At 45.1% G+C, this 25548-nt stretch carries 22 protein-coding genes; 11 read left to right on the top strand and 11 right to left on the bottom strand.

Annotation, left to right across the window (positions count from 1 at the left end):
* Positions 1-3: 3 nt before the first annotated feature.
* From prpF to OCU36_RS06390, 9 genes are all read right to left on the bottom strand, one after another.
* Positions 4-1176 (bottom strand): 2-methylaconitate cis-trans isomerase PrpF, encoded by a 1173-nt coding sequence (gene prpF, locus OCU36_RS06430; protein ID WP_261839561.1) that lies wholly within the window; start codon positions 1174-1176, stop codon positions 4-6.
* Positions 1177-1185: 9 nt separating this feature from the next.
* Complete coding sequence (gene acnD, locus OCU36_RS06425; protein ID WP_261839560.1) at positions 1186-3822, bottom strand: Fe/S-dependent 2-methylisocitrate dehydratase AcnD; 2637 nt, start codon at positions 3820-3822, stop codon at positions 1186-1188.
* A gap of 100 nt (positions 3823-3922) precedes the next feature.
* A complete protein-coding gene (gene prpC, locus OCU36_RS06420) occupies positions 3923-5125 on the bottom strand; it encodes a bifunctional 2-methylcitrate synthase/citrate synthase (protein WP_261839559.1) in 1203 nt (400 codons plus the stop codon).
* 146 nt (positions 5126-5271) lie between these two features.
* On the bottom strand, positions 5272-6168 hold the full coding sequence (gene prpB / locus OCU36_RS06415) for a methylisocitrate lyase (RefSeq protein WP_261839558.1): 897 nt from the start codon (positions 6166-6168) through the stop codon (positions 5272-5274).
* Between the two features lie 96 nt (positions 6169-6264).
* On the bottom strand, positions 6265-6984 hold the full coding sequence (locus OCU36_RS06410; RefSeq protein ID WP_261839699.1) for a GntR family transcriptional regulator: 720 nt from the start codon (positions 6982-6984) through the stop codon (positions 6265-6267).
* A 153-nt stretch (positions 6985-7137) separates the two neighbouring features.
* Positions 7138-7953, bottom strand: a complete 816-nt coding sequence (locus tag OCU36_RS06405; RefSeq protein ID WP_261839557.1) for an AraC family transcriptional regulator — start codon at positions 7951-7953, stop codon at positions 7138-7140.
* Between the two features lie 10 nt (positions 7954-7963).
* Positions 7964-8560, bottom strand: coding sequence for a LysE family translocator (locus tag OCU36_RS06400; protein ID WP_261839556.1), 597 nt, complete (start codon positions 8558-8560; stop codon positions 7964-7966).
* Positions 8561-8836: 276 nt separating this feature from the next.
* Positions 8837-9520 carry a response regulator gene (locus OCU36_RS06395; protein ID WP_261839555.1) on the bottom strand — a complete coding sequence of 228 codons (684 nt, stop codon included), beginning with the start codon at positions 9518-9520 and terminating at the stop codon, positions 8837-8839.
* On the bottom strand, positions 9510-11096 hold the full coding sequence (locus tag OCU36_RS06390; RefSeq protein ID WP_261839554.1) for an ATP-binding protein: 1587 nt from the start codon (positions 11094-11096) through the stop codon (positions 9510-9512). The genes OCU36_RS06395 and OCU36_RS06390 overlap by 11 nt, the downstream gene beginning before the upstream one ends.
* Before the next feature lie 256 nt (positions 11097-11352).
* Between OCU36_RS06390 and citC the strand changes: the two genes are divergently transcribed.
* The 10 genes from citC to OCU36_RS06340 all read left to right on the top strand — a co-directional run bounded on the left by citC (position 11353) and on the right by OCU36_RS06340 (position 21906).
* Complete coding sequence (citC, locus tag OCU36_RS06385; protein ID WP_261839553.1) at positions 11353-12354, top strand: [citrate (pro-3S)-lyase] ligase; 1002 nt, start codon at positions 11353-11355, stop codon at positions 12352-12354.
* A 10-nt stretch (positions 12355-12364) separates the two neighbouring features.
* Positions 12365-12652 carry a citrate lyase acyl carrier protein gene (gene citD / locus OCU36_RS06380; protein ID WP_261839552.1) on the top strand — a complete coding sequence of 96 codons (288 nt, stop codon included), beginning with the start codon at positions 12365-12367 and terminating at the stop codon, positions 12650-12652.
* Positions 12649-13524, top strand: coding sequence for a citrate (pro-3S)-lyase subunit beta (gene citE, locus OCU36_RS06375; protein WP_261839551.1), 876 nt, complete (start codon positions 12649-12651; stop codon positions 13522-13524). Before citD ends, citE begins: the two co-directional genes overlap by 4 nt.
* Positions 13525-13526: 2 nt before the next feature.
* On the top strand, positions 13527-14951 hold the full coding sequence (gene citF / locus OCU36_RS06370; protein ID WP_261839550.1) for a citrate lyase subunit alpha: 1425 nt from the start codon (positions 13527-13529) through the stop codon (positions 14949-14951).
* Positions 14951-15463 carry a citrate lyase holo-[acyl-carrier protein] synthase gene (citX, locus tag OCU36_RS06365; protein ID WP_261839549.1) on the top strand — a complete coding sequence of 171 codons (513 nt, stop codon included), beginning with the start codon at positions 14951-14953 and terminating at the stop codon, positions 15461-15463. Before citF ends, citX begins: the two co-directional genes overlap by 1 nt.
* Entirely contained in the window at positions 15460-16332 is an 873-nt protein-coding gene (gene citG / locus OCU36_RS06360; RefSeq protein ID WP_261839548.1) for a triphosphoribosyl-dephospho-CoA synthase CitG, read from the top strand. Before citX ends, citG begins: the two co-directional genes overlap by 4 nt.
* A 65-nt stretch (positions 16333-16397) precedes the next feature.
* Positions 16398-17171: a DUF5718 family protein gene (locus tag OCU36_RS06355; RefSeq protein WP_261839547.1), complete on the top strand. Its 774-nt coding sequence runs from the start codon at positions 16398-16400 to the stop codon at positions 17169-17171.
* A gap of 197 nt (positions 17172-17368) precedes the next feature.
* Positions 17369-18679 carry a PTS transporter subunit IIC gene (locus OCU36_RS06350; protein ID WP_261839546.1) on the top strand — a complete coding sequence of 437 codons (1311 nt, stop codon included), beginning with the start codon at positions 17369-17371 and terminating at the stop codon, positions 18677-18679.
* A 30-nt stretch (positions 18680-18709) separates the two neighbouring features.
* Positions 18710-21289 carry a bifunctional aconitate hydratase 2/2-methylisocitrate dehydratase gene (locus OCU36_RS06345; RefSeq protein ID WP_261839545.1) on the top strand — a complete coding sequence of 860 codons (2580 nt, stop codon included), beginning with the start codon at positions 18710-18712 and terminating at the stop codon, positions 21287-21289.
* A gap of 425 nt (positions 21290-21714) precedes the next feature.
* Entirely contained in the window at positions 21715-21906 is a 192-nt protein-coding gene (locus OCU36_RS06340) for a hypothetical protein (RefSeq protein ID WP_261839544.1), read from the top strand.
* 105 nt (positions 21907-22011) lie between these two features.
* Here the strand turns inward: OCU36_RS06340 and OCU36_RS06335 are convergent, their stop codons facing one another.
* Positions 22012-22425, bottom strand: a complete 414-nt coding sequence (locus OCU36_RS06335) for a VF530 family protein (protein WP_010438513.1) — start codon at positions 22423-22425, stop codon at positions 22012-22014.
* 383 nt (positions 22426-22808) lie between these two features.
* On the opposite strand from OCU36_RS06335, the gene OCU36_RS06330 reads away from it, so the two are divergent.
* Positions 22809-23957 (top strand): HD-GYP domain-containing protein, encoded by a 1149-nt coding sequence (locus OCU36_RS06330; RefSeq protein ID WP_261839543.1) that lies wholly within the window; start codon positions 22809-22811, stop codon positions 23955-23957.
* 131 nt (positions 23958-24088) lie between these two features.
* On the opposite strand, the gene gnd is transcribed toward OCU36_RS06330, so the two are convergent.
* Positions 24089-25537 (bottom strand): decarboxylating NADP(+)-dependent phosphogluconate dehydrogenase, encoded by a 1449-nt coding sequence (gnd, locus tag OCU36_RS06325; RefSeq protein ID WP_017059712.1) that lies wholly within the window; start codon positions 25535-25537, stop codon positions 24089-24091.
* Positions 25538-25548 lie beyond the last annotated feature (11 nt).

The raw sequence follows: 25548 nt of genomic DNA, 5'->3' as shown, positions 1-25548 counted from the left end.
GCTTTACTTGGGAAAAGGCACCCGAATAACACCTTCCATGATCACTCGGGCACTGCGACTCATAAACGCCCTCTCAATTTTCCAGCCTGTTTCTGTTTGGATTGCTTTAGCCCCTACTTTTAAAGTTCCCGAAGGATGGCCAAAGGTCACAAAATCACGACCTCCCTCACCGGCTGCCAAGTTAACTAAGGTGCCTGCCACACTTGCCGCTGAAGCAATGGCGACCGCAGCTGTCCCCATCATGGCGTGATGCAGTTGCCCCATCGACAAAGCACGCACCAGAAGGTCAGTATCTTCGGCAGCAACCACTTTTCCACTGGAAGCTTGATACGCTTGAGGCTTAGCTACAAAGGCCACCTTAGGAGTGTGCTGGCGTGATTTAGCTTGTTCTAGTGAATCAATAAGTCCCATCACTACTGCACCATGGGCTCGTATCGACTCAAACCGAGCCAAGGCTTTAGTATCACTATTGATATCGGATTGAAGTTCGGTGCCTTGGTAACCCACCGATTCAGCATCCACAAAAATGGTGGGTATCCCAGCATTAATGTATGTCGCTTTGATGCAACCCAAATCGGGAACATCTAAAAAATCGACAACATTCCCTGTCGGAAACATAGAGCCACTCGCATCGGCTGGGTCTAGAAAATCAACTTGGATCTCCGCGGCGGGGAACGTCACACCGTCGAGTTCAAAGTCACCCAACTCTTGGACTTCCCCATCAGCGATAGGCACATGAACAATAATGGTTTTCTCTATATTCACTTGCCATACTCGCACCTCGACCACACCGTTTTCTGGAATGCGATTCGAATCGACGAGGCCACTATGAATAGCAAATGGGCCCACTGCAGCAGACAAATTGCCGCAGTTACCGCTCCAATCAACGAACGGCTTGTCTATTGCTACTTGGCCGAATAGGTAATCAACATCGTGATCGGTTTTACTGCTTTTCGAAACAATAACAGTTTTACTGGTGCTGGATGTTGCACCACCCATACCATCAGTTTGCTTGCCATAAGGGTCCGGGCTGCCAATCACACGCAGAAGTAATGCGTCTCGTGCTTCTCCGGCGACTTGCGCAGCTTCAGGTAAGTCACTTAGGTTGAAAAAGACACCTTTGCTTGTTCCGCCCCGCATGTAAGTAGCAGGTACTTTAATCTGTTTGATGTTCATACCTAGCTCCTAATTTGCAAGAAAGTCTTTGGCGAAACGTTGCAACACACCACCAGCGCTGTACACATTCACTTCGTCCGCGGTGTCTAGTCGACAGGTCACGGGAACATCAAGCTTTTCACCGTTTTTGCGAGTAATCACTAAAGCCAAATCAGAACCCGCTTCAATGTCGCCGTACACGTCGTAAAGCTCGGTGCCATCCAACTCTAAGGTATTGCGATTGGTTCCTACTTTGAATTGCAGAGGCAATACGCCCATGCCAACCAAGTTGGTTCTGTGGATTCGTTCAAACCCTTCAGCCACAATCACTTCAACACCCGCTAAACGCACCCCTTTGGCTGCCCAGTCACGTGATGAGCCTTGTCCGTAATCCGCGCCAGCAACGACAATCAAGGGTTGCTTGCGATTCATATAGGTTTCTATCGCTTCCCACATTCGCGTAACCTGTCCTTCTGGCTCAACTCGTGCCAATGAACCTTGCACGACTTCTCCAGCGTCCTTCACCATTTCGTTAAACAGCTTAGGGTTGGCGAATGTTGCTCGTTGCGCGGTTAAGTGATCACCTCGATGGGTCGCGTAAGAGTTAAAGTCCTCTTCCGGCACTTGCATTTTGGTAAGGTATTCCCCCGCCGCGCTCGAAGCGAGAATCGCATTTGATGGAGACAAGTGATCGGTCGTGATGTTGTCCCCCAGAATAGCCAAAGGTCTCATACCAGATAGGCTTCGTTCTCCCGCCAAAGCCCCTTCCCAATAAGGTGGTCTACGAATATAGGTACTTTGAGGTCGCCAGTCATAAAGCGGTGCTGTCGTTACCTGATCCTCGTCCGGCTGGAACATTTTTAGGTAGATTTGTTGGAATTGCTGAGGCTTAACATGTTCACCGACAACCGCATCGATCTCGGCATCACTCGGCCATAAATCACTTAAGTAGATTGGCTTGCCGTTGATGTCAGTGCCTAAGCTGTCTTTCTCGATATCAAAGCGAATCGTACCCGCTAAAGCATAAGCAACCACCAATGGCGGTGAGGCTAAAAACGCTTGTTTGGCATAGGGATGGATTCGACCATCAAAGTTTCGATTCCCCGATAACACAGCGGTTGAATAGAGGTCGCGGTCGATGATCTCTTGTTGGATTTTCGGATCCAAAGCCCCGCTCATTCCGTTGCAGGTAGTACATGCATAGCCGACGATACCGAAGCCTAATTGTTCAAGTTCAGGAAGCAAACCTGCCGACTCGAGATAGAGCTTGGCAACTTTAGAACCCGGCGCAAATGATGTTTTCACCCACGGCTTACGAACTAATCCAAGTTGATTGGCTTTCTTAGCCACCAATGCCGCGGCGACCACATTTCTTGGATTACTGGTGTTAGTACAAGAGGTAATCGCTGCGATGATTACGGCACCATCAGGCATCTGATCATCGCTGTACTGTTTAGCATGCTGCTCTTTCCAAGATGTTTGACTGATACCTTGTTCAGCCAGCTCTCTGGTTGGCAAACGACGATGGGGATTGGATGGCCCTGCAAGATTACGCTCAACCTTCGACAAATCAAACTCAAGTACACGCTCATATTGAGCAGAATCGAGAGCGTCAGCCCATAGCCCAGTTTGCTTAGCGTAGCGTTCAACTAATTCAACCTGTTCTGGCTCTCGCCCTGTAAGCTTGAGATATTGAATAGTCTGCTCATCGATGTAGAACATACCCGCAGTCGCACCGTATTCCGGCGTCATGTTGGAGATGGTTGCGCGGTCACCAATGGTCAGCGCACGAGCCCCCTCACCGAAGAATTCCAAATAGCTTGAGATCACTCTCTGATTACGAAGAAACTCAGTAATCGCCAGCACAATATCCGTTGCGGTTATCCCTTCTTGTCGTTGACCCGTCAGTTTAACGCCGACAATATCAGGCAAACGCATCATTGACGGACGACCGAGCATCACAGTTTCTGCTTCCAAGCCGCCCACACCAATCGCAATAACGCCCAGAGCATCAACGTGCGGTGTATGGCTGTCTGTGCCGACACAAGTATCAGGAAACGCGATGCCTTCTTTGGATTGAATCACCGGAGACATTTTCTCCAAGTTAATCTGGTGCATGATCCCGTTACCAGCAGGGATCACACTCACGTTTTTAAACGCGGTTTTACACCATTCAATAAAATGAAAACGGTCTTCGTTTCTACGCTCTTCAATCGCGCGGTTTTTATCAAACGCTTGGTTCTCAAAACCCGCATGTTCCACTGCCAGCGAATGGTCAACAATCAGTTGGGTTTCGACCACTGGGTTAACCTTGGCAGGGTCGCCGCCTTGGTCGGCAATCGCGTCTCTTAATCCCGCCAAATCTACTAGAGCTGTTTGGCCAAGAATGTCATGACACACCACGCGCGCAGGATACCAAGGAAAATCTAAGTCACTCTTTCGTTCAATGATCTGTTTTAAGCTGCGACCTAGAGTTACAGGGTCACAGTTTCTTATCAATTGCTCTGCCAATACTCGTGACGTATAAGGCAAGGTTTTATAACTGCCCGGGGATATCGTTTCTATCGCTTCACGAGTATCGAAATATTCTAAACCCGTTCCCGGTAGAACCTTTCGATACTTGTTTTCATCAAGATCTTGGTTTCTTTCAAGTTTTACATCAGACATACATCCACCATTATCTGTTAAATTCTATTCGTTGGTTCTCGAGGCCTTATCACATGAAGAGAAAGTCACCTCGAGATATAAGTCGGCTCGATATAGAGGACTAACGTAAATGGATTGGTAGCCAGTCTTGATGCTCTGGCCCGGTGTAGTCTGCACTTGGACGAATAATTCGATTGTTTTCTCTTTGCTCAAACACGTGTGCAGCCCACCCCGTCAGGCGGCTCATCACGAAGATCGGAGTAAACAACTTGGTTGGAATGTCCATGAAGTGGTAAGCCGACGCGTGGAAAAAATCTGCGTTACAAAACAGTCCCTTCTCGCGCTTCATTACCGCTTCAACACGCTCAGAAACGGCGTAAAACTGCTTATCTCCCACCTCTTGAGCTAGCTCTTTTGACCAACGCTTGATGAGCGCATTTCGTGGGTCGCTTTCACGATAAATGGCATGACCGAAGCCCATGATTTTGTCTTTGTTAGCAAGCATCTGCATGATGTTCGTTTCTGCTTCATCAGCGGTTTGCCAATCTTGGATCATTTCCATCGCCGCTTCATTCGCACCACCATGTAAAGGACCTCTCAACGTACCAATCGCTGCGGTGACACAAGAGTGGATATCCGACAGTGTTGATGCACACACACGAGCGGCAAAGGTTGAAGCATTAAACTCATGTTCCGCGTATAGGGTGAGCGAGCAGTGCATCACCTTCTTATGAAGTTCACTTGGAGTTTTGTCTGTTAGCATTTTCAAGAAGTAGCCACCCAGACACGCTTCGCTTTGATCTTCAGTGTCAATGCGCACGCCATCATGGCTAAAGCGATACCAGTAACAAATAATCGCAGGGAAAAGTGCGAGCATTCGTTCGGTCGCGGACAGTTGCTCAGAAAAATCAGACTCTTGATCTAGATTACCTAGCATTGAACAGCCCGTTCTCATCACATCCATTGGATGAGCGTCTGCAGGGATAAGCTCTAGTGCAGCTTTCAAAGGTTGAGGTAAGCCGCGCAGACCAATCAACAATGTTTTGTAATCGTCTAGCTCTTTTTCATTGGGTAAATGACCTCTTAGTAGCAGGTGGGCCACTTCTTCGAACTGAGCATGATTAGCAAGATCGGTAATATCATAACCACGGTAGGTTAAACCGGTTCCTGATTTTCCGACCGTACATAGCGCCGTGGTTCCCGCACTCTGGCCACGTAGACCAGCACCACCGATTGCAGGTGCGCTAGCTGGTTTTTCACTTGGTTGTTGGTTTTCTGTTGAAGCCTTTTCGACAGCGGCTTTATCACTCAAAGATACAGACATGGTGAACTCCTTTTCTGTGTTAGTCGCCTGCACTCTTTGGTGCTGCCTGTTTATATGTCCGATGATCTTTATCATCGATACTGGATATGGCGACGAACCCTTTCACGTTATTGGATTAAGTTGATTTTTGATTAATTGAAACCGGTTTACCCTTCGCTTGAAAACAACTGATCAAGCTTGTTCTCGTAGTCGTGGTAATTCAGGTGTTCGTAAAGCTCTTTACGGGTTTGCATTGAATCCAATAGAGCTTCTTGATTGCCTTCAATTAACAAATGCTTGTAAACATTCTCCGCCGCTTTATTCATCGCGCGGAATGCACTCAATGGGTAAAGCACCATGTCGACACTTGATTGAGCTAACTCGTTACAGTTGTAGAGTGGTGTTTGGCCAAATTCGGTGATGTTGGCCAAGATAGGCACGTGCTTACCCGTTGCTGATTTCAGCGCTGCCGAGAACTTCACGTATTGATCGAGTTGATTCATCGCCTCGGGGAAGATCATGTCTGCGCCCGCTTGAACACAAGCTATCGCTCGCTCAATCGCGCTATCAATGCCTTCAACCGCCAATGCATCGGTACGCGCCATAATCACAAAGCTGTCATCGGTTCTCGCATCGGTTGCCGCTTTGACTCTATCGACCATCTCTTGTTGGCTCACAATCGCTTTATTGGGTCGATGACCACAGCGTTTCTGCGCGACTTGGTCTTCCATATGAATTGCAGCGGCACCCGCTTTTTCCATAGATCGAATGGTACGTGCAATATTGAATGCGCCACCAAAACCCGTATCGATATCCACCAGCAATGGCAGATCACATGCGTTAGTAATACGTTCAACATCGACCAACACATCGTTCAATGTCGTAATACCTAAATCAGGCAAACCGTAAGACGCATTGGCGATGCCTCCGCCAGACAAATAGATCGCCTGATGCCCCAAGTTCTTTGCCATCATCGCGCAATACGGATTCACCGTACCGACGATCTGCAATGGGTCGTTGTCTTGCACAGCTTGTCGGAACTTAGCTCCTGCTGATAACTTCATAATGACGCTCCCTGTTCATTGTTAATTTCTAAGCTTTCTGACTGCTGATGTTTAGCTCTCGCCAGCGAAGAACCGTTAGCAAATACCAGTCGCCCGTTATTCAAGATCTTTGGATTGAATTTGTTGTTCTATTAGCAATCGACTACCCGAGATGTGTCGTCGCATTAGCATTTCTGCTAGCTCTTCATCACGATTACGAATCGCCTGTAGGATGTATTTGTGTTCATCGAGCGCCTCTTTTGGACGAGACTGTGCTCTTGGCGATTGGTAGCGATACATGCGTAATAGGTGATAAAGCTCGTCACACAACAACGAAATGAGTTTACTGTTACGACTCGCTTTAATAATGCGGTAATGGAAATCGAAATCCCCATGTTGATGAAAGTAAGAAGACCCTTCGACTTCATCGATGTGTTTTGAGTGTGTCGACAATAACCCTTCAAGCCCGACAAGCTCTTCTTGTGTGATATGTCTTGCTGCTAAGCGAGCCGCCATACCTTCCAATGCCTCTCGCACTGCGTATAACTCGAGTAGTTTGTCTGCCGAAAAGGTAATAACTCGCGCGCCAACATGAGGAATGCGTTCGATCAGGCCAAGTCCTTCAACTCGCATTATCGCTTCACGTAATGGGCCTCGACTGACTTCAAAGCGTTTAGCCAATTCAGGCTCCGAGATCTTACTGCCCGGTGGTAATTCACCGTTAACAATCGCCTCTACGAGATACTCAGTGAGGTTTTCTGATTTAGTGTTCTCTTTATCGCTCACACGTGTTTTTGTGTTTGCACTTAAGCTGAGATCTTTTATCGCAGTATTCATATTCATGCAGCTCACCTCTAATTGTCGCCCCAAAACATTAACAATTTAGCAACAATAAAACAGCATACATGACTAAATTGTCGACAATCAAGAAAATTGTCGACAATTTAGACTAAGGTAGGATTTAGAAACGAGCAGAATGCAATAATAAAATCAGAGGAAAAAGGATTGATAAACCCTTGGTGTTACTGCCACCCTCCTCTTAAAATTACGTTGAAAATGCGCTTGATCAGAAAAACCGAGCGCGTTTGAAGTGTCGACAATTGTTTGCCCCATCTTAAGCATGGATTTCGCACGTTTAATCCGCTCATCAAGTAAATACGCATGCGGTGATAACCCATAGAACCGTTTGAAACTACGAATAAGATGATATTGACTAACGCCCACCTCATCCGCGATCTCAGACAAGCGCAAGTTGTATTCAACGTTATCCAATAGTTTTTCTTTTACGCGCTGAAGGTGAGGTAACACGGACGTTGCACGCAAAGTATCGGGGTTCGGCTGTTGGAAACATTCTTCAATAAAACCATAAAAATGAGTTTCGGCCTCGAGATAGGAATGACCATTGACAAGAGAAGTGTAAAGGCGTTGAAAGCTGTTTCTAACCTCGTATCCTCTCTCGTAATTGTGCAAAAACGCACAATAATCGTTTTGTCTATCTCCTGTTATTTGCTGTTGGATATTACCCATCCAATGAGTATCCACAAATAGCATGTTGTAAGACCAACTTACTGTAGCAGGATTGCAAGAACGAATATCTGCGGGGTTAATAGTAACAATATCGCCACCCCCTATTTGGTGTTGCGAACCTAGGTTGCGGTACTGAGCAGCGCCTTGCTGAATAACACCAAACGAAAATTCATCGTGAGAATGTGCGTCGTAGCATGCGCTCGATCTATCCGCTATTCTAATTTCTATGTTTGGCAACAAGGTGCTTTGCTTAAAAGCGACCGTGCGTTCCTTCGCCATGTCATTCTCCTTATAGCCAAATACTTGCTATCGAAACCACGAGTAGTCCAGCCATACCTCGGTTGAACATTGTCTGCTTTACCTCAGAGTGTAATACCTTTCTTATCGCCTGCCCTAAAAATGCCCAACTCGCTACCCCCACTAAACATGCAGCTAGAGATATCATGGTAAAGATCAGCAGTGCGATGTAAGAGGATGGCTGATCGACAACATACAAACTAATACCCGACATCGCAACTAACCAAGCCTTAGGATTTATACATTGCAAAAATGCGCCCTGCCACGCATTAGGGGCTTTGTCTTGCGAAATAGATTCAATACTTTGATATGGCGCAAAAGCAATTTTCTTTGCGAGATAGAGTAAAAAAAGTGTCCCTACAATTTTCATTAACCATGCAATATCTGGAATCCCAATGGCCAAAAATCGCAATAGACTCCCCGAACAGAAGACGATAGTGGCATAAGTAATACTTGCTCCTAATACATACCACAACGAAGTCTTTAGCCCGTAATTAGCCGAAGTGCTGGTTGCCACGATATTTACCGGCCCGGGGGACACAGCTCCAATCATCGCAAATGTGAACATAGCTATCCATAATGGTTCCATAATTGTTTCGTCTATTCTTTTGCTAAAACACTAAAGTACCGAAACTTTAAAACCCGTTATTGAACAAAATTGCTATCAATTCACCTACTTTCTCTGCTTCTTTCAATTTTTAAACGTCTTACCGGTCTAACGCTTGTACATATAAACTCAAGATAAAAAAAAAGACGCATTCATCTGCGCCTTTCATTTATAGAACTGTACAACTCAGCCACTTTTATAGTGGTCACTAAAATTGAAAATCCGAGTTTCTAAAAAACTGAACGAATAATTATTTATCTAACCGACTTTTTTATAGATACGTGTCGGTCTGCCTACACTACCATAAGAGACACTCGCTTCAAGAAATCCAAGGTTCACTGCATATTCAAGATAACGCCGTGCAGTTGTTTTACTCACTCCAACTAAACCACTAACTGAATCAGAGGTCTGTTCAGTTTCGGAGCCGAACGCTTCTATCACGCGTTGCAGTGTTAATTGGTCAATATTCTTAGGTAACTCATCAACCACTTTACTATCGCGGCGTACTCCATAGGCTCGATTCACTTCAGACTGCTTTAACTCCGTCTTACCATTTATGGTCCGATAGTAATCTCGGAAACGATTCAATACATCATTAAATGAAATAAGGGCTAACGGTTTTATCAAATAGTCAAAAGCGCCTAACCTAATGCCCGAAGTAACGTTCTGCGCATCCGAGGTGGCGGTCAGCAAGATAACATCCACATCAGAAGCTGAGCTGGTTCTCAGTCGTCTCAGCCATTCTATGCCACTGCCATCTGGTAGGTAGTTGTCCAAGATAATGAGATGGGGTTGCATGGTGTTTTGCAAAAACTTAGCATCGGCTAACGTCGATGCTATCCCGACCACCTCATAGTAAGGATTCTGCCCTATATAGGCGGCGATCATTTCTGCCAACTCTAGCTTATCCTCAACCACCAGCGTCTTTATCTTATTTATCACTTTCATTCTCCAGTTTCGGGACAAACAGACCAATTACCGTTCCATTTGGCTCATTATCCTCAACAACGATATCCCCACCAGCACGAGTTACCAAACCGTGGATTAACGCCAATCCTACTCCATGCATAGCGGCATCTTCTTCTTTACTGGTAAATCTGTCTCTAAAGATTTTATCTTTTTTATCATCACTAATGCCTATTCCATTATCGTATACCTCAATGACGATCTCTTTACCTACATCAGTGACAAATAACTCAATCTCTCCCTCTTTACGATGAGTTTTGGCTATCGCTTCATAAGCATTGTCTAACAGATTACCGAGGATAGTCGCAACTTCATCGGCAGTTAAAGGCGAGTTATTTAAACGTAAGCTTGAACCTTCAACAATAGTAAGTTTATACCCAAGCTCGGATGAACGGTGTTTTTTGCTCAGAATAAGCGCTGCTACCATAGGGTGAAAATGGCCCGTAATCTGCGAAAGATCCTGCTGGAGCACGTTATTTTCCTTATGAATAAATTTAAGGGCCTGCTCATACATCTGCATCTCTAACATACCTGACACTACCGCCATGTTATTCGCATACTCATGCGTCACCACCCGCATCGCATCGCGCTCCTTCGCCACCTGACGCACCATAAGCTGCAGCATAGCAGGCGTATTTCGTGGTCTGAAACTCACCACATAACCTATAATCTTTTGTTCATCGCGCATTATGGTGCGCGAGGCTAGTAGAGTTTCCCCGTTGATATTAACTGTGGTTTCACTCACCTCTTCTTCTGCTTGTGGTATAAAAAGATCACTCGGATAACAGTGTTCTGAAACATGGCTATCAAATAAGGATTCTCTCAGTTTTTCTATACCTAGAATATTTATGGCACTCTTGTTAATAACCATGATCTTACCCGAAGTATCGACCGCAATGACTCCCTCAGCAACCGAGTTCAAAATACCAATGCGTAGACGAAATGCGCGCGCTATTTGAGCTGGCGTCATACCGGATAGCTGCTGTTGTACGTAATTTGAAAACATCCACGAGAACAGCAGCATAGATAACAGCAACACAACAGCTAACATGATTGTTTGAACAAGATATTGAGTTGCAAGAGAATGAACATGGCTCTCCAAATACCCGACTGACACCATGCCTACAATCTCATGATTGTCATAAATTGGCGCGCGTGTCTTTATACCAAGTCCCGACAGTCCAGTATGGTATAGAGTCACAACCTCACCACGCATTACCCTTTGAAAACTCTCTCCTTGAACCTTACCGATCTCTTTGGCTGGATCGGTATGATATAGCCTAGTGCCATCTTCAGTGGTGATGACCACATAGTCAGACTGAATATGTGTCGCGTGCCGAAAAAACGAGTCCAGCGCGCGAGTGTCTTTTTGTTTAGTCGCCTGTACCACTACGGAGTTTACCGCTAACACCATAGCTAAATTTCGAGACTCGTGCATACGGTCGTTAGACAGAACGGAGTCAATTGCGCCCAAAGTCGTAAACACACAAAAAATAGCTATCAACACGGCTACTAACGACTGAATCACTAAAATTCGTATTTTAAATTTCATCACGCCTTCCTTCCAACAATTACTCTCTTTGCAAACTTAACTCTTCGCACTTTGCCAACTAAGCATAAATCACAGGATGAACATTTCCGACATCAGAGAACTATAGATTACCAAGATGAGTGGCTAGCACAATCAAGCAGGTATTTAAATTCATTAAATTTATTAGCTGCATTTGCGCGCCTGGCGAAATTGATTTTGATCAAGCTTTTACTTTCCCTAATTGAGCGAAACTGAACGCAAGAGATGGGGTATCCAAATGAATATAGCAATTACAAACGCACAATCTATCATCAATTTAGATGACATAAAGGAGCTATTAGATACGCAAGGACTGCGTTATGAGGGGGATGCTGAATATTTCTGTACTGCCCATCGCGAAGATAACGAGTTGGTAGGCTGTGTTGCTTTGGTCGGCAACATAGTTAAGTACTTTGCAATTAAAGAGGCATTTAAAGGCGAAGGGCTATCACGCAGCATGGTCACTGAGATACTGCTAACCGCCCACCAACTTGGCCGTAAGAGTCTGTCTATCTTCACCACCCCAGATAAGGTAACCATCTTTGAGTCTATGGGCTTTACCCCTTTGACCTCACTAAATCGCAACTCAGTGCTGCTTATCAATCGTCCAGACAAGCTGCAACAACTACAAGATGATCTACGGAAACAGCGTGTATCTGGCGATAAAATCGGGGTGGTTGTAATTAATGCTAATCCATTCACCAAAGGACATGCTTATATTGCAGAGCAATCAGCAAGCCAGTGCGATTGGCTACACATCTTTGTCGTCAATGACAACGACCAAGAATTCTCTTTTGTAGATCGCTTTGCCATGGTCAAACAAGGCACATCACATCTCTCGAATATCACAGTTCACGCAGGCAATGAGTTCATCATCAGCCGCCGTACTTTCCCCTCTTACTTTTTGAAAAAGAGTGGCTTGGTGAATCAACTGCACGCCGAGATAGATTGTGAAGTATTTAAGAAATATATCGCTCCGAGCCTCGCTATCACTCACAGATTCGTCGGCAGTGAACCAAACTGCGCCGTAACCAATAACTACAACGGCGTAATGAAGCAGAACCTTCCACCTCAAATTCAAGTCACCGAGCTTGAACGACTAAATACAGAAGGAAGCTGTATTTCGGCTTCGACAGCAAGGCGCCAGCTATCCCAAACCGCGTCTTCAATAGTCAACCTTCTCCCTATTACCACTATTAATTATCTAATTGAAAAATGTGGCTATGCGCTACAAATCTAACGAGGCTGAAATGAAAATATGTGAGTCAGCGGTTGCTGGCACCCTAGAAAGCTCAGACTTGTTTGTTGAAGTTGAACCAAGTGAAGAATTTTCACTATGGGTTAGCTCTTCAGCAATACAATTTCGAGATGCAATTGAACAACACGTTCGTGGTGAATTGAACAAACTTAACGTGACCAACGGTCAGTGGCGTATCACTGATTCTGGAGCGCTAGACTGTATTATCACTGCTCGCGTACAAGCGACGGCCCTTCGCGGTGCGAAACAACAAGTCCTACCATGGGAGAAGATCGTATGAAGATGCGTCGTTCAATGCTGTTCGTTCCTTCGTCGAATGCAGCCATGGTGTCCAACACCTTTATCTATGATGCTGATGCCATCATGTTTGACCTTGAAGACAGCGTCTCTCTTCGTGAGAAAGATACCGCTCGTCTGATCCTTTTCAACGCACTGCGCCATCCTCTTTATCAAGATATTGAGACCGTAGTTCGTGTCAACGCGCTGGACTCAAAATGGGGCCGTGCTGACGTAAACGCAGTAGTGACTGCTGGTGTTGACGTGGTTCGCCTAGCCAAAACCGATTCCGCACAAGATGTTATCGATATGGAACAAGCAATTGCAGAAGCAGAACAAGCATCTGGGCGCGAAGTTGGTTCGACTAAGATGCTAGCTGCTATCGAATCTGCAATGGGGATCACCAACGCCAAAGAGATCGCTTTTGCATCAAAACGCCTAATCGGTATCGCCCTTGGTGCAGAAGACTATGTTCGCGACATCAAAACCAACCGTACACCAGAGGGGACAGAACTTCTATTTGCTCGCTGCTCTATCCTACAAGCAGCTCGTGCGGCCGGTATTCAGTGCTTCGATACCGTTTACTCTGATGCTAACAACACCGAAGGATTCCTAAAAGAAGCAGAGCACATCAAGCAACTTGGCTTTGATGGTAAATCTTTGGTTAACCCGCGTCAGATTGAGCTTTTACACAACCTATACGCGCCAACATCAGCTGAAGTAAAACACGCAAATGCGGTAATTCAAGCCGCTGCGGATGCAGAAGCTAAAGGCCTCGGTGTGGCATCTCTCAACGGAAAAATGGTCGATGCCCCTATCATCGAACGAGCTCGCCTAGTACTTGAACGAGCTAAATCTGGTATCAGAGAGGAATAATCATGGAATCTATCAAACAAAATAGAAAGCTTCGCTCTGATCTCAAAGATGCGATCGTAGCATCGGGCCTAAAAGATGGAGATACTATCTCTTTTCACCACGCATTTCGTGCTGGTGATGTACTCATCAATGACGTACTCGCTACCATAGCGAGCATGGGTTTCAAACACCTGACTCTGGCATCAAGCTCATTGACCGATTGCCACGCACCTTTGGTTGAACATGTGCGTTCTGGCGTTATCTCTAAGATCTTTACTTCAGGTATTCGTGGTCGACTTGCTGATGAAATCAGCGCTGGCATCATGGAAACGCCGGTTGAAATACACTCACACGGTGGCCGTGTTCACTTGGTCCAAACTGGTGAACTAAGCATCGATGTGGCTTTCCTTGGTACACCATCAGCAGACAGCTTTGGTAATGCAAACGCTATGGTTGGCAAATCTCGTTGTGGCTCTCTTGGCTATGCCATGGTAGATGCCCAATATGCGAAGCACGTTGTTGTATTAACCGAACAGCTGATGGATTACCCGCACTCACCAGCTTCGCTTACCCAAGACCAAGTCGATAGCGTAGTCGTTGTAGAGCGTGTTGGTGACCCATCGAAGATTGGTGGTGGTGCAACCCGTATGACGACTAACCCGCGAGAACTGCTTATTGCTCGTAAAGCGGCTGATGTGATTGAACACTCTGGTTACTTTGAAGATGGATTTAGTATCCAAACCGGGTCTGGCGGTGCTTCTTTAGCAGTAACTCGCTTCCTTGAATCGAAAATGGTGCGTAATGACATCACCGCCTCTTTTGGTCTAGGTGGCATTACAGCAACGATGGTCGATCTTCATGAGAAAGGTTTAATCAAGAAGCTTATGGATGTGCAATCTTTTGATGCTCACGCCGCAGACAGCTTAGGTCGTAACCCAAACCATATTGAAATCAGTGCTAACCAATACGCGAATCCTTCAAGTAAAGGCGCTACGGTTGACCAGCTTGACGTTGTTATCCTATCTGCACTAGAGATCGATACTGACTTTAACGTTAATGTTATCACCGGTTCTGATGGGGTAATTCGCGGAGCTTCAGGTGGTCACTGTGATGCCGCTGCAGGTGCAAAATTGACGGTTGTGGTTGCCCCACTAGTTCGAGGTCGCATCCCAACATTGGTTAAACGCGTACTCAACACTGTTACTCCTGGTGAATCAATCGATGTGCTCGTTACTGACCACGGTGTTGCTGTTAATCCTGCTCGTGAAGAAGTCAAAGCTCGCCTTGAAGCACAAGGGATTCAAACCTTTGCTATTGAAGAACTTCAACAACGAGCGGAGCTTCTGGTCGGCACATCTGCACCGATTGCATACGCCGATAAAATCGTAGCCAATGTGCGTTACCGTGATGGTTCTTTGCTAGACCAGATCAAACAGGTAGCAAAATAATGTTTGAGGGAGTGCCTATTACCGCCAAAGATATAATGGAATTTCGTGATCGCATCTTCGCTATCCAGCGTGCTTGGCAACAACTGAAAGCTCCACAACTAATCAGTTTTACCGTCAACATGATGGGAAATGTGAAGGTTAATGAAGCGACATCACGAGTGTTCCTACAAGGCTGTTTGGCTATCGATAATTGGTGTAACAGCACTCCCTTAAACATCATCAAGAAACAACAATTCCACCATAAGGCTGGCTTCCACTACTTAGTCGGGCTTAACCATCACAGCAGTGATGATATTAAGCAGGCTATGGTTAACTTAGAAAATTCACTGCCGTTAGGTCGCCTTATGGATATTGATGTTATAGCCGAAGATGGCAAACCGCTATCTCGCACCAAACTTGGCTTTGATCGAAGAAAATGCATCGTATGTGACAACTCAGCTAAGGCCTGTGCTCGCAGTCAAGCCCACACTCCATTACAGCTGCGAAGTGCAGTGCTGGAGATGTTCAAATGAATAACCATCAGCCTCGCAAGCAAAACTCACACCCACTCGCCAGTATTATTGGTGAGTTGGCAAGCCAAGCGTTATTGGTTGAAGCAAATCTGCATCCCAAGCCTGGGCTAGTCACCGCACTGTCTGTAGGTTCGCACTGTGATATGAATATTGAGACCTTCCGTGTCAGTGCAATGACATTAAAACCTTTTATGGTGGAGTTTGCGCAGCTCGGTCTCTCCTTTACTGGAGATGATTTAACTCAGTTACTCGCATCCCTGCGCCCAATTGGCGTTCAGGCAGAGCAACACATGCTGCAAGCGACTAAACAAGTGAACACCCATAAAGGTGCAATATTTATCCTTGGCGTATTGTGCGCCGCCCTTGGGTTTATGACAGTACAAGACATCAAGATTTCTCCGCTACACCTACAAAACACAGTACACAAAATGTGTAAAGGGCTAACCGGAGAGCTCAATAACACCAAGAGTAAAACAGCTGGTGAGCAGGCGTTTACCCAGCATGGTGTTACCGGTATTCGAGGTGAAGCTGAAGCTGGCTTCCCGACTTTAATGCAGGGCCTAAATACCTATAAACGAGCCAAACGAGATGGCCATACCAAACAGCACGCCTTAAAAATGGCACTGCTGAGCTGCATCAGTATTAATGATGATAGCTGTCTAATTAAGCGAGGTGGATTAACTGGACTTAATTATGCAAAAGCGCAAGCAACAATTATTTTAGAATCAAATTTAGATTCTAGTCAGCTTAATAATCAACTGCATCAGCTTGATATTAAATTCGTAGAAAAAAACTTATCCCCAGGTGGAAGTGCCGATTGTTTATCTGCAATCTGGTTAATTTCTATAATGGAAAGTATTTTCAACTAATAAGATTTAAATATTAATTACCATTTAATATTAAAAATATAAACTCCAATGTTTAGGATATAATTATGAAATGTTTTAGCTTAGGTATTATTGGCAACTTTTCAGGACACCTTTCTGGTGCTGAAAAAGTAGCCGAATCAAACCTTCCAAATGGTGTGTTTGTTGTTAACGGCCTAACCGAGCGCACTATTTCTACTGGTGAGAAAATCGCCTTCCCACCACACGGTACTAACATCCAAGCTGAGCCAGAATTCGTAGTAAAATTCGAGGTTGAGTATGCAGATAACAAAGTTGCCAAGTTCACACCAAACGCTATAACTGTGGGTAACGACATGACCATTCGTAAGCTTGAAGGCGCACAGAAGATTGCCGAGCGTAAGACGTGGGGAGAGGCATCTAAAGGCTTAGCAACACACTGGTGGCAGATCAGCAAGCTCGAAAAATTCACCGCTGAGTACAAGCTTATCTCTATCATCAAGCGTGACGGGGAGTATCTAGATTACACCCCAATTGCGGATCCATCTGAGCTAAAAATCTTTTACACAGAGATGTGCGATTGGCTAACAGAGACAGTAAACAACCAGCAATCAGAAGGTATTCTTCGTGAAATCCTTCCTCAACTTGAAGCTGCCGGTTACCCGGAAGAAATCGTCGTATTCTGCGGCGCCCCAAACTATACCACTTGGGGCGAAACGAACTTCATCGAACCAAATGATGAAATCTCTATCGCTCTAATTAATAGCAAACAAACATCTGTAGATATTATTAGCGACAAGATTAAATCAAATGCACTTGTTAATGATGATTTCGTCATTTCATACACACAACAAGTCGTTTAACTTTTTACCCTTTTTTGAATTTTCCCTCTTTGCCGGTGAGAGCCGGCTTTTTTTTCAATCATGTAATAACCAAAAAGCGGATTAAATTCATAAAATTCATTATCAACATTAAAGGCTGGTATATACCCTACTCTAATCAAACTTTAACTTTGATACAGGGATTAAATTAACCCAACTTTAATCAAACGGACAGAAACATGCTCGATACAATAATTGAACTACTTAAAGATGCCTCTATCCTCGTATCTTTATTCACACTGGTTGGCTGCCTAATTCAGGGGAAAAGTGCCAACGATACTATCGTTTCGGTAACCAAAACCTTCATCGGTTTCATCCTGTTATTTGCCGCGGCAAAATTGATGATCTCTCCTTCTTTAAAAGAGTTCTCTAAGATCTTCATGATGGCTTTCCATGTGGAAGGTATCGTACCAAACAACGAAGTCATCATCGTTGAAGCGATTGTACAACTTGGTCGTGAATTCGGCTCAGCCATCGCCTTTGGTCTTATCGGTGCAATGGCATTAAACCTAGTTTTTGCACGCCTTACCCCATTGAAATACGTTGTACTTTCCGGTCACCACGTATTCTTTATGGTCTCTTGTCTTGCGCTTATTTCAATATTACACGGCTTTAGTATTACTCAATCTGCGATAATCGGTGCAGTAATTACCGGGGCATGGTGTGTTATCAGTCCATCTCTATTGGTTGGCTACTGTCGCAAAATCAAAGATTGTGATCCACTTCGTGCCAATGGTGACTTCTCAATCGGTCAATTTGGCTCAACCAGCTATATGCTTGCGGGCTTTCTTGGCGACAAATTTGGTAACAAGGAAAATGATATCGAGCAGATGACAATGCCAACCGCTATCGGCTTCCTAGCAGACAAAAACACGTCAAACTTCATCGTAATGCTAGCGTTCTTCCTTATATCGAGTGCGGTAGCAGGTTTTGACAACGTACAGATCCTCGCCAACGCTAGCGCTAAACACGGTCACGAGAACGTATTTCTTTTCCTTCTAAAGCAGTCGGGTTACTTCGCAGGTGGTGTATTCACGCTAACCAAAGGTGTACATATGTTCGTTGAAGAGTTAATCCCTGCATTTAAAGGGATTTCAGACAAGCTAATCAAGAATGGGGTTCCTGCTGTTGAAATCTACAGCTTATTCCCATACTCGAAGAACGCGGTATTTGTAGGCTTTATCTGCTGCACCATGGCAGGATTCGTGGCGATGGTTTCTTTGCCTCTATTTGGTCTACCAGTGATTGTTCCTTCACTACTCTTCACTTTCGCAAGTGGTGGTGGTGCAGGCATTATCGGTAACGCTACCGGTGGTGTACGCGGTTGTGTCTTGGGCTCATTGGCATGTGGTTTCATCTCTATCATCGGCTCTGGCATCGTATTCCAGCCTATTCATGATGCAGGTGTTACCGCTCCAACGACTTACTCAACTACAGACTTCTCAATTCTTGGTGAAGGTCTACACCTAGTTCTATCGCTATTTAGCTAATCCACAGTTTTATATTATTTGAGGTTATCCATGTATCAAGGATATTTAGAAAAAATCGCACAGCGTAAAGCGCTTGGAGTGGCAGCCCCTAGCTTGACCGTTTCTGAAGTTGAACATTTCTTGCAAGCTTTAGCGCAAGGTAATACTAAGCAACAAGACAAACACTTGCTTGAACTCATTACCCATATGACCCCATGTGGTGTTGATGACGCAGCTCGCGTCAAAGCGGAATATCTGTGGAAGTTCGCGACTGGAGAGAGCAACAGCCCTCTTCTAACCTCAGAAAAAGCAATAAAACTGCTCGGCACCATGCAAGGTGGTTACAATGTTGGCTACCTTATTCAAGCTCTAGAGCTTGACGCAATCGCAAACTTTGCTGCTAAGGCGCTTAAGCACATAGTAATGATCTATGACGAGTTTACCAAGGTTGCTAAGCTTGCCAGCATGGGCAATATATTGGCACAACAAGTCATTGAGTCTTGGGCTGAGGCAGAATGGTTTCAAGCGCGTCCAGCGATAGCCGATACCATCGAAATGAGCGTATTTAGAGTTGATGGAGAAACCAATACCGATGACTTGTCACCGGCTCAAGATGCCTTTACCCGACCAGACATCCCATTGCATGCTCAAGCTATGTACAAGAATGCGCGCAAGGGGATTCACCCTGATGAAGATGGTGTAGTTGGTTGCATTACACAAATCAATCAAGCTAAATCCCAACCACGACCGATTGCTTTTGTCGGTGATGTTGTAGGTACAGGTTCTAGCCGTAAATCAGCAGCAAACTCGCTTATCTGGCACTTCGGTGAAGACATTCCATTTGTTCCGAACAAGCGCACCGGGGGCGTAGTTCTCGCTAACAACATTGCTCCGATTTTCTTCGCAACCCTAGAAGACTCTGGCGCACTACCGATTCAGTGTGACGTAAGCAAGATTCAACACGGTGAAACCATCATAATTCACCCCCATGTAGGCAAGATAGAAAACGCCGCTAATCAGGTAATTTCTGAGTTCACCCTTAAGTATGGCCTGCTAAACGAGGTTCGGGCGGGCGGCCGAATTCCTTACCTTATCGGACGCCGTCTTACTCAGACCGCGCGTGAATATTTGGGTAAACCTCAATTAGAGATCTTCCTTGATGAAACAGCGACAGCACCTAACCATGGCTATACCCTAGCGCAAAAAATGGTAGGGAAAGCATGTGGTGTTGAAGGCGTTCTTCCTGACCAATTCTGTGAACCCAAAACCACAACGGTAGGCTCGCAAGATACTACAGGTGGTATGACTCGCGATGAGATAAAAGATCTGGCATGTCTGTCATTCTCTGCACCGCTAGTTATGCAGTCCTTCTGTCATACCGCTGCATATCCAAAACCTGTGGATGTCGCACTACACCAAAACCTGCCGGAGTTTTTTGAAAGCCGCCGCGGCGTAGCACTTCGTCCGGGCGACGGTGTAATTCACTCTTGGTTAAACCGTATGTTAGTACCGGATACCGTTGGTACAGGTGGCGACTCTCATACTCGATTCCCAGTAGGCATTTCGTTCCCAGCAGGCTCTGGTCTTGTCGCCTACGCGGCAGCAACCGGCACTATGCCTTTGACTATGCCTGAATCAGTATTAGTACGCTTTAAAGGTAAAATGCAGCCAGGTATTACACTGCGCGATCTTGTGCATTCGATTCCACTAAAAGCCATTGAACTTGGCCTACTCAATACCGATTCGTCAAACAAGAAAAACGTATTTAATGGCCGCATCATTGAAATTGAAGGATTGGATCACCTAACCGTTGACCAAGCCTTTGAACTAACCGATGCCAGTGCCGAGCGTTCAGCCGCAGCTTGTACTATCAAGCTAAACATCGAGAAGGTAATCACTCACGCGAAATCTAATGTGGCAATGCTGGAGTGGATGATCCGTGAAGGCTATGGTCATGCGGAAACGCTGGCGGGACGTGTACAAGACATTCAAGCATGGTTAGCAAAACCATCTCTACTACAAGCGGATGCAGACGCACAATATGCTGAAGTTATTGAAATCGATTTAGCCGAAATAACTGAACCAGTAGTATGTTGTCCAAACGACCCCGACAAAGCCGCACGACTAAGCGATGTTGCGGGTACCGACGTAGATGAAGCCTTTATCGGCTCGTGCATGACCAATATCGGTCACTTCCGCGCCAGCTCGGCTATCTTAGATAAATTTGCCAGCGAGCGAACTAAAGCAAAATTATGGCTTGCTCCACCAACCAAAATGGACGACCGTAAGCTAACTGAAGAAGGTATAAAATCAAGCTATGCTCGCGCAGGGGCACAGATTGAAATCCCTGGCTGCTCACTATGCATGGGTAACCAAGCACGTGTTGCAACTGGCTGCACCGCAGTATCGACTTCAACCCGAAACTTCCCTAACCGCCTTGGTCAAGGTGCAAATGTATACCTTGCATCGGCAGAGTTAGCGACCGTGGTATCAATTATGGGCCGCTTCCCAACCGTGGAAGAGTACTTTGAGTTTACTAAAGAGTCACTCAGCAACGACCTATATCAATACCTACAGTTTGACTCAATGCATGAATACACACCAAGCATTGATGTGAAAAACGTAGATTAAGAGCCCCACCCTCCCCGCGAAGGCGGGGAGCAGTAAATAACTCTTCAGGTTCTATCGCCCTTATTCCTATGTCCCACACCATCCGTCATATATGGATACACCTGGTTTACAAGTCATTTGACCGATAGGGTCGCAGACGATCATTGGGGCAGATTAACCGCTTACTTTTTCTATACCAACTCGGTTTTATGTTCACTAGACATTCGGTGTAACAAGGCTTGCAACAGGAAAGATAAAGCAAAAAGACTACACCCTTATCATATCAATTTCGCTATTTTATTGCTTATAAAATAGCCAAGCCAAAATGTGTGAGACGAGTCCTTCAATTAGCAAATTTGATAACAATTTAGACTGTTTTTTAGTCTTTACTTGGCCAAAGATGGGATAATTCTCCTGTCGAAAATGAGACTTCATTAGGAGGCGTTATGAACACTAAACTCGGTCATGTCATGTCATCAAGTCGACTCATTTGCTTTGTCGCTTTTCTTGCTGCCACGTTCGCGTGGATCCTAAAAATGCCCGCTCTGTTTTCTGTGTCAGCGCTATTCTTACTGGTCAGTGCGATCGTTTATCTCACCGATCTTTGGAAGAATCAAAGAAACAACCGCGAAGCTTAGCCATTTACAGTTTAAATCGCACAAATTAAAAAAGGAGCTCATAGGCTCCTTTTGTGTTTTTCGCTTGTCTAATTAGGCGTATTAATTATGCGACACCATTATTTTTTAACGACGAAAGTTTCGACCGTTGCCGCCGCGGCGCTCTTTAAATGCAGATGCCGCTTTAGCTTGAGAAGCGTGGATAGACTCAACCGTTAATTCCATTGGCTCACGTGGCTCTAGCCCGTGGCGGAATGTACGTGAACGCGGCGGCATCTGGTACTCAATGTCCGATGCTTTAGGCATGCGCTTGAAACGGTAAAGGTAGAAGTTTTCAACCTTCTCACGAGCCCATTCGGTTTTCTTCAGGTATTTAACTGCACTGGCCACTGTAGGTTTAGTGTTAAAGCAGTTCATACGCATTGCCGCATCTAAAATTTCCCAACCATAATGATCCACTAATTCAGTGATCATGGTTTCAAGCTTTAAGCCGTGTAGCGGGTTATTTTGTTGCAGTTCGATTCTTTCTTCTTCAGTCATAACATTACCTTTTTCAAGGCAACTAAAGGCCTTGAATTTACTCTAGAACACCATCATCACTGACCATTTCTAGCTCAATCACTTGGGCATTACATCCATTGCCCTTATTTATGCCTTTATGATGGCATAAAGCATGTGAGTTATCCTATTTATCTTTTCATTTAATTGCAAAATGGTCATGAAATCTTGCCCTTTTAGCCAGTCGATTCTTCAGTTTATTCAACGAAAGAAGGTAACGTTCACAAAAGTGATAATTGTGTTATTAAATAACTATTTACCTAGTGATGACATTTCCATTTTATCAGTACGCTATGCTACTTTTCAATTGATACCGACACAAAAAAATAACACGAGCAAACAATAATAAAAATAAAGGATACAAGATGTTTGACCATTCTCAACTCAATAGAGTCGCCGCTCAAGATAAAGACATTATTGACATCGTAGATGATCTTTTCCGACTCGCTTGTGAGTATCACCCCAGCCTATCTCGACTTTCGGTCGTACTCTGCCATGAGAGTAAAGTTTCAAATTATTTCGTTGCGGATACCCTTTCCGATAAAATAAAAAATACCTATACAGAACAAACTCTTAAAGCTACATGCTCGTTATCTCGAATCGCAGAATCTTTAGAAAATCGAATTGTGAATGACCTTAATTCACTACCACCAACAAAACCAATATTGGGCTTGTTGGAACTTGGTCACAAGAGCAGTTATACAGCACCTATCCACTACCAAAATAAGAATTTTGGGTTTGTTTTTATCAATGCATCGTCTACCGAATTCTTTTCTAATCAATTGGTTTTATGTGATATTGCTTACTTAGCTCAGCTGGTTTCAACCCTATTTATTCAATTAATCGAACGACAGCGTCACTTTCAATGTTCATTAACCATAGCGCTGAACATTGGTCATGCACGTGACCCTGAAACCAAAGAGCACTTGATTCGTATGGGTAAATACAGCGAGCAACTGGCCCGGACGATGTCTCACAGCAACAATGAAATCTCCCCTCAATTCATCCATCGGATTCGCTTATACGCACCTTTTCATGACATAGGAAAGTACCGAATTCCAGACAAGATTTTGTTCAGCACAGGTCGCTTCACTGCAGAAGAGCGAGCCATCATGAACAATCACACTTTATATGGTGAAGAGATGATCAACGATGTACTCTCCCTATTTCACGACAACTCACTGTGTTGTGAGGAAGCACAATTCATTAAGAATATCGTGCGTCATCACCACGAACGTTTTGATGGTAAAGGGCTGCCCGATGGTTTAAGCAAAACTGAAATACCGCTAGAAGCACGAATCGTAACGCTGGCTGATGTGTTCGATGCTCTAATCAGTAAGCGAGTGTACAAACGAGCCTGGTCACCTGATGAGGTGATGAGATACATTGAAACGCACAACGGTTCGATGTTCGACCCAGAATGTGTCGAGGCGTTAAAACAAAACCTAGATGACTTCATGTCGATACGAGAGCAGTACCGAGATGTACAAAGTCCACAAGCTGCATTTGCGTAACGGGTTGTATTAAATTTGATTTACATCACTCTCTTGCAGAGCTAACAAAAAAGGATGCCAATCGGCATCCTTTTGTTTTCGAGTTTATAGCTGAAAGAACAAATGTGCTCTCAATGGATTCTAACTAACGATTACACGTCGTAAGTAGTAGACGCTGTGTCGCCGCCTGTACCCGTCCAGTTTGTGTGGAAGAATTCACCACGTGGACGGTCAGTACGCTCGTAAGTGTGAGCACCGAAGTAGTCACGCTGAGCTTGAAGCAGGTTCGCGGGTAGACGTGCAGTTGTGTAACCGTCTAGGAAAGATAGCGCAGAAATCGTACATGGCATTGGGATACCAGACTCTAGAGATTTCGCTGCTACTTTACGCCATGCCACTAGGCTGCCTTGTAGGATGTTTTTGAAGTACTCGTCAGAACCTAAGAACGCGATGTCTGGGTTTGCTTCGTACGCATCACGGATGTTGCCTAGGAATGCGCTGCGGATGATACAACCACCACGCCACATTAGCGCTACGTTACCGTAGTTTAGGTCCCAGCCGTTTTCGTTCGACGCTTCACGCATTAGCATGAAACCTTGAGCGTAAGAGATGATCTTAGAAGCCAGTAGAGCTTGACGTAGTGCATCAACCCACTCTTGCTTGTCACCTTCAACTGGAGTGATTGTCTTCTCAAACAAAGCTTCAGCTTCAACACGTTGGTCTTTAAGAGCAGACAGGCAACGAGAGAATACAGACTCAGAGATTAGAGTCAGTGGGATACCTAGGTCTAGTGCGTTGATACCCGTCCACTTACCCGTACCTTTTTGGCCTGCCGTGTCTAGGATCTTCTCAACGAGCGCTTCGCCGTCTTCATCTTTGTAACCAAGGATGTCAGCCGTGATTTCAACTAGGTAGCTGTCTAGCTCAGTCTTGTTCCAGTCAGCGAATACGGCTTGCATCTCGTCAGCAGACATACCTAGTCCATCTTTCATGAACTGGTATGCTTCAGTGATAAGCTGCATGTCACCGTATTCGATACCGTTGTGTACCATCTTAACGAAGTGACCAGCACCGTCGTTACCAACCCAGTCACAACAAGGCTCACCCGCGTCAGTTTTTGCAGAGATACCTTGGAAGATTGGCTTAACCGCTTCCCAAGCTTCAGCCGCGCCGCCTGGCATGATTGAAGGACCGAAGCGAGCACCTTCTTCACCACCAGATACACCAGTACCGATGAAGTGGATGCCTTTTTCACGACAATGCGCTACACGACGGTTAGTGTCTGGGTAGTTAGTGTTACCTCCATCAATGATGATGTCGCCTTCGTCTAGAAGCGGGATTAGGTTTTCGATGAACGTGTCTACAACGTCACCAGCACGAACCATAAGCATCACTTTACGTGGCGCTTCTAGTTTCTCAACCAGCTCTTCTAGAGAGTAAGCACCAACAATGTTAGTCCCTTTAGCTGGGCCTTCTAGGAACTCGTCTACTTTAGCAGCAGTACGGTTATGAGCCACAACTTTGAAGCCGTGGTCGTTCATATTTAGGATAAGGTTTTGACCCATTACTGCTAGGCCAATTACACCGATATCACCTTTCATTATTTTATCTC

Origin of the sequence: Vibrio artabrorum, assembly GCF_024347295.1 — a bacterium.
Taxonomy (GTDB): Bacteria; Pseudomonadota; Gammaproteobacteria; order Enterobacterales; family Vibrionaceae; genus Vibrio; species Vibrio artabrorum.
Note: the sequence above shows the minus strand (reverse complement) of the source record. Positions and strands in the feature narration are given on the sequence as shown.

What these genes read in the sequence shown, in the direction of transcription:
- citD (WP_261839552.1), top strand. Translation starts at nt 12,365, where the DNA reads ATGAAAATATGTGAGTCAGCGGTTGCTGGCACCCTAGAAAGCTCAGAC.
- OCU36_RS06335 (WP_010438513.1), bottom strand. Translation starts at nt 22,425, where the DNA reads ATGACTGAAGAAGAAAGAATCGAACTGCAACAAAATAACCCGCTACAC.
- citC (WP_261839553.1), top strand. Translation starts at nt 11,353, where the DNA reads ATGAATATAGCAATTACAAACGCACAATCTATCATCAATTTAGATGAC.
- citG (WP_261839548.1), top strand. Translation starts at nt 15,460, where the DNA reads ATGAATAACCATCAGCCTCGCAAGCAAAACTCACACCCACTCGCCAGT.
- OCU36_RS06350 (WP_261839546.1), top strand. Translation starts at nt 17,369, where the DNA reads ATGCTCGATACAATAATTGAACTACTTAAAGATGCCTCTATCCTCGTA.
- OCU36_RS06330 (WP_261839543.1), top strand. Translation starts at nt 22,809, where the DNA reads ATGTTTGACCATTCTCAACTCAATAGAGTCGCCGCTCAAGATAAAGAC.
- citE (WP_261839551.1), top strand. Translation starts at nt 12,649, where the DNA reads ATGAAGATGCGTCGTTCAATGCTGTTCGTTCCTTCGTCGAATGCAGCC.
- prpF (WP_261839561.1), bottom strand. Translation starts at nt 1,176, where the DNA reads ATGAACATCAAACAGATTAAAGTACCTGCTACTTACATGCGGGGCGGA.
- citF (WP_261839550.1), top strand. Translation starts at nt 13,527, where the DNA reads ATGGAATCTATCAAACAAAATAGAAAGCTTCGCTCTGATCTCAAAGAT.
- acnD (WP_261839560.1), bottom strand. Translation starts at nt 3,822, where the DNA reads ATGTCTGATGTAAAACTTGAAAGAAACCAAGATCTTGATGAAAACAAG.
- OCU36_RS06405 (WP_261839557.1), bottom strand. Translation starts at nt 7,953, where the DNA reads ATGGCGAAGGAACGCACGGTCGCTTTTAAGCAAAGCACCTTGTTGCCA.
- OCU36_RS06390 (WP_261839554.1), bottom strand. Translation starts at nt 11,096, where the DNA reads ATGAAATTTAAAATACGAATTTTAGTGATTCAGTCGTTAGTAGCCGTG.
- OCU36_RS06400 (WP_261839556.1), bottom strand. Translation starts at nt 8,560, where the DNA reads ATGGAACCATTATGGATAGCTATGTTCACATTTGCGATGATTGGAGCT.
- prpC (WP_261839559.1), bottom strand. Translation starts at nt 5,125, where the DNA reads ATGTCTGTATCTTTGAGTGATAAAGCCGCTGTCGAAAAGGCTTCAACA.
- prpB (WP_261839558.1), bottom strand. Translation starts at nt 6,168, where the DNA reads ATGAAGTTATCAGCAGGAGCTAAGTTCCGACAAGCTGTGCAAGACAAC.
- OCU36_RS06345 (WP_261839545.1), top strand. Translation starts at nt 18,710, where the DNA reads ATGTATCAAGGATATTTAGAAAAAATCGCACAGCGTAAAGCGCTTGGA.
- gnd (WP_017059712.1), bottom strand. Translation starts at nt 25,537, where the DNA reads ATGAAAGGTGATATCGGTGTAATTGGCCTAGCAGTAATGGGTCAAAAC.
- OCU36_RS06340 (WP_261839544.1), top strand. Translation starts at nt 21,715, where the DNA reads ATGAACACTAAACTCGGTCATGTCATGTCATCAAGTCGACTCATTTGC.
- OCU36_RS06355 (WP_261839547.1), top strand. Translation starts at nt 16,398, where the DNA reads ATGAAATGTTTTAGCTTAGGTATTATTGGCAACTTTTCAGGACACCTT.
- OCU36_RS06410 (WP_261839699.1), bottom strand. Translation starts at nt 6,984, where the DNA reads ATGAATACTGCGATAAAAGATCTCAGCTTAAGTGCAAACACAAAAACA.
- citX (WP_261839549.1), top strand. Translation starts at nt 14,951, where the DNA reads ATGTTTGAGGGAGTGCCTATTACCGCCAAAGATATAATGGAATTTCGT.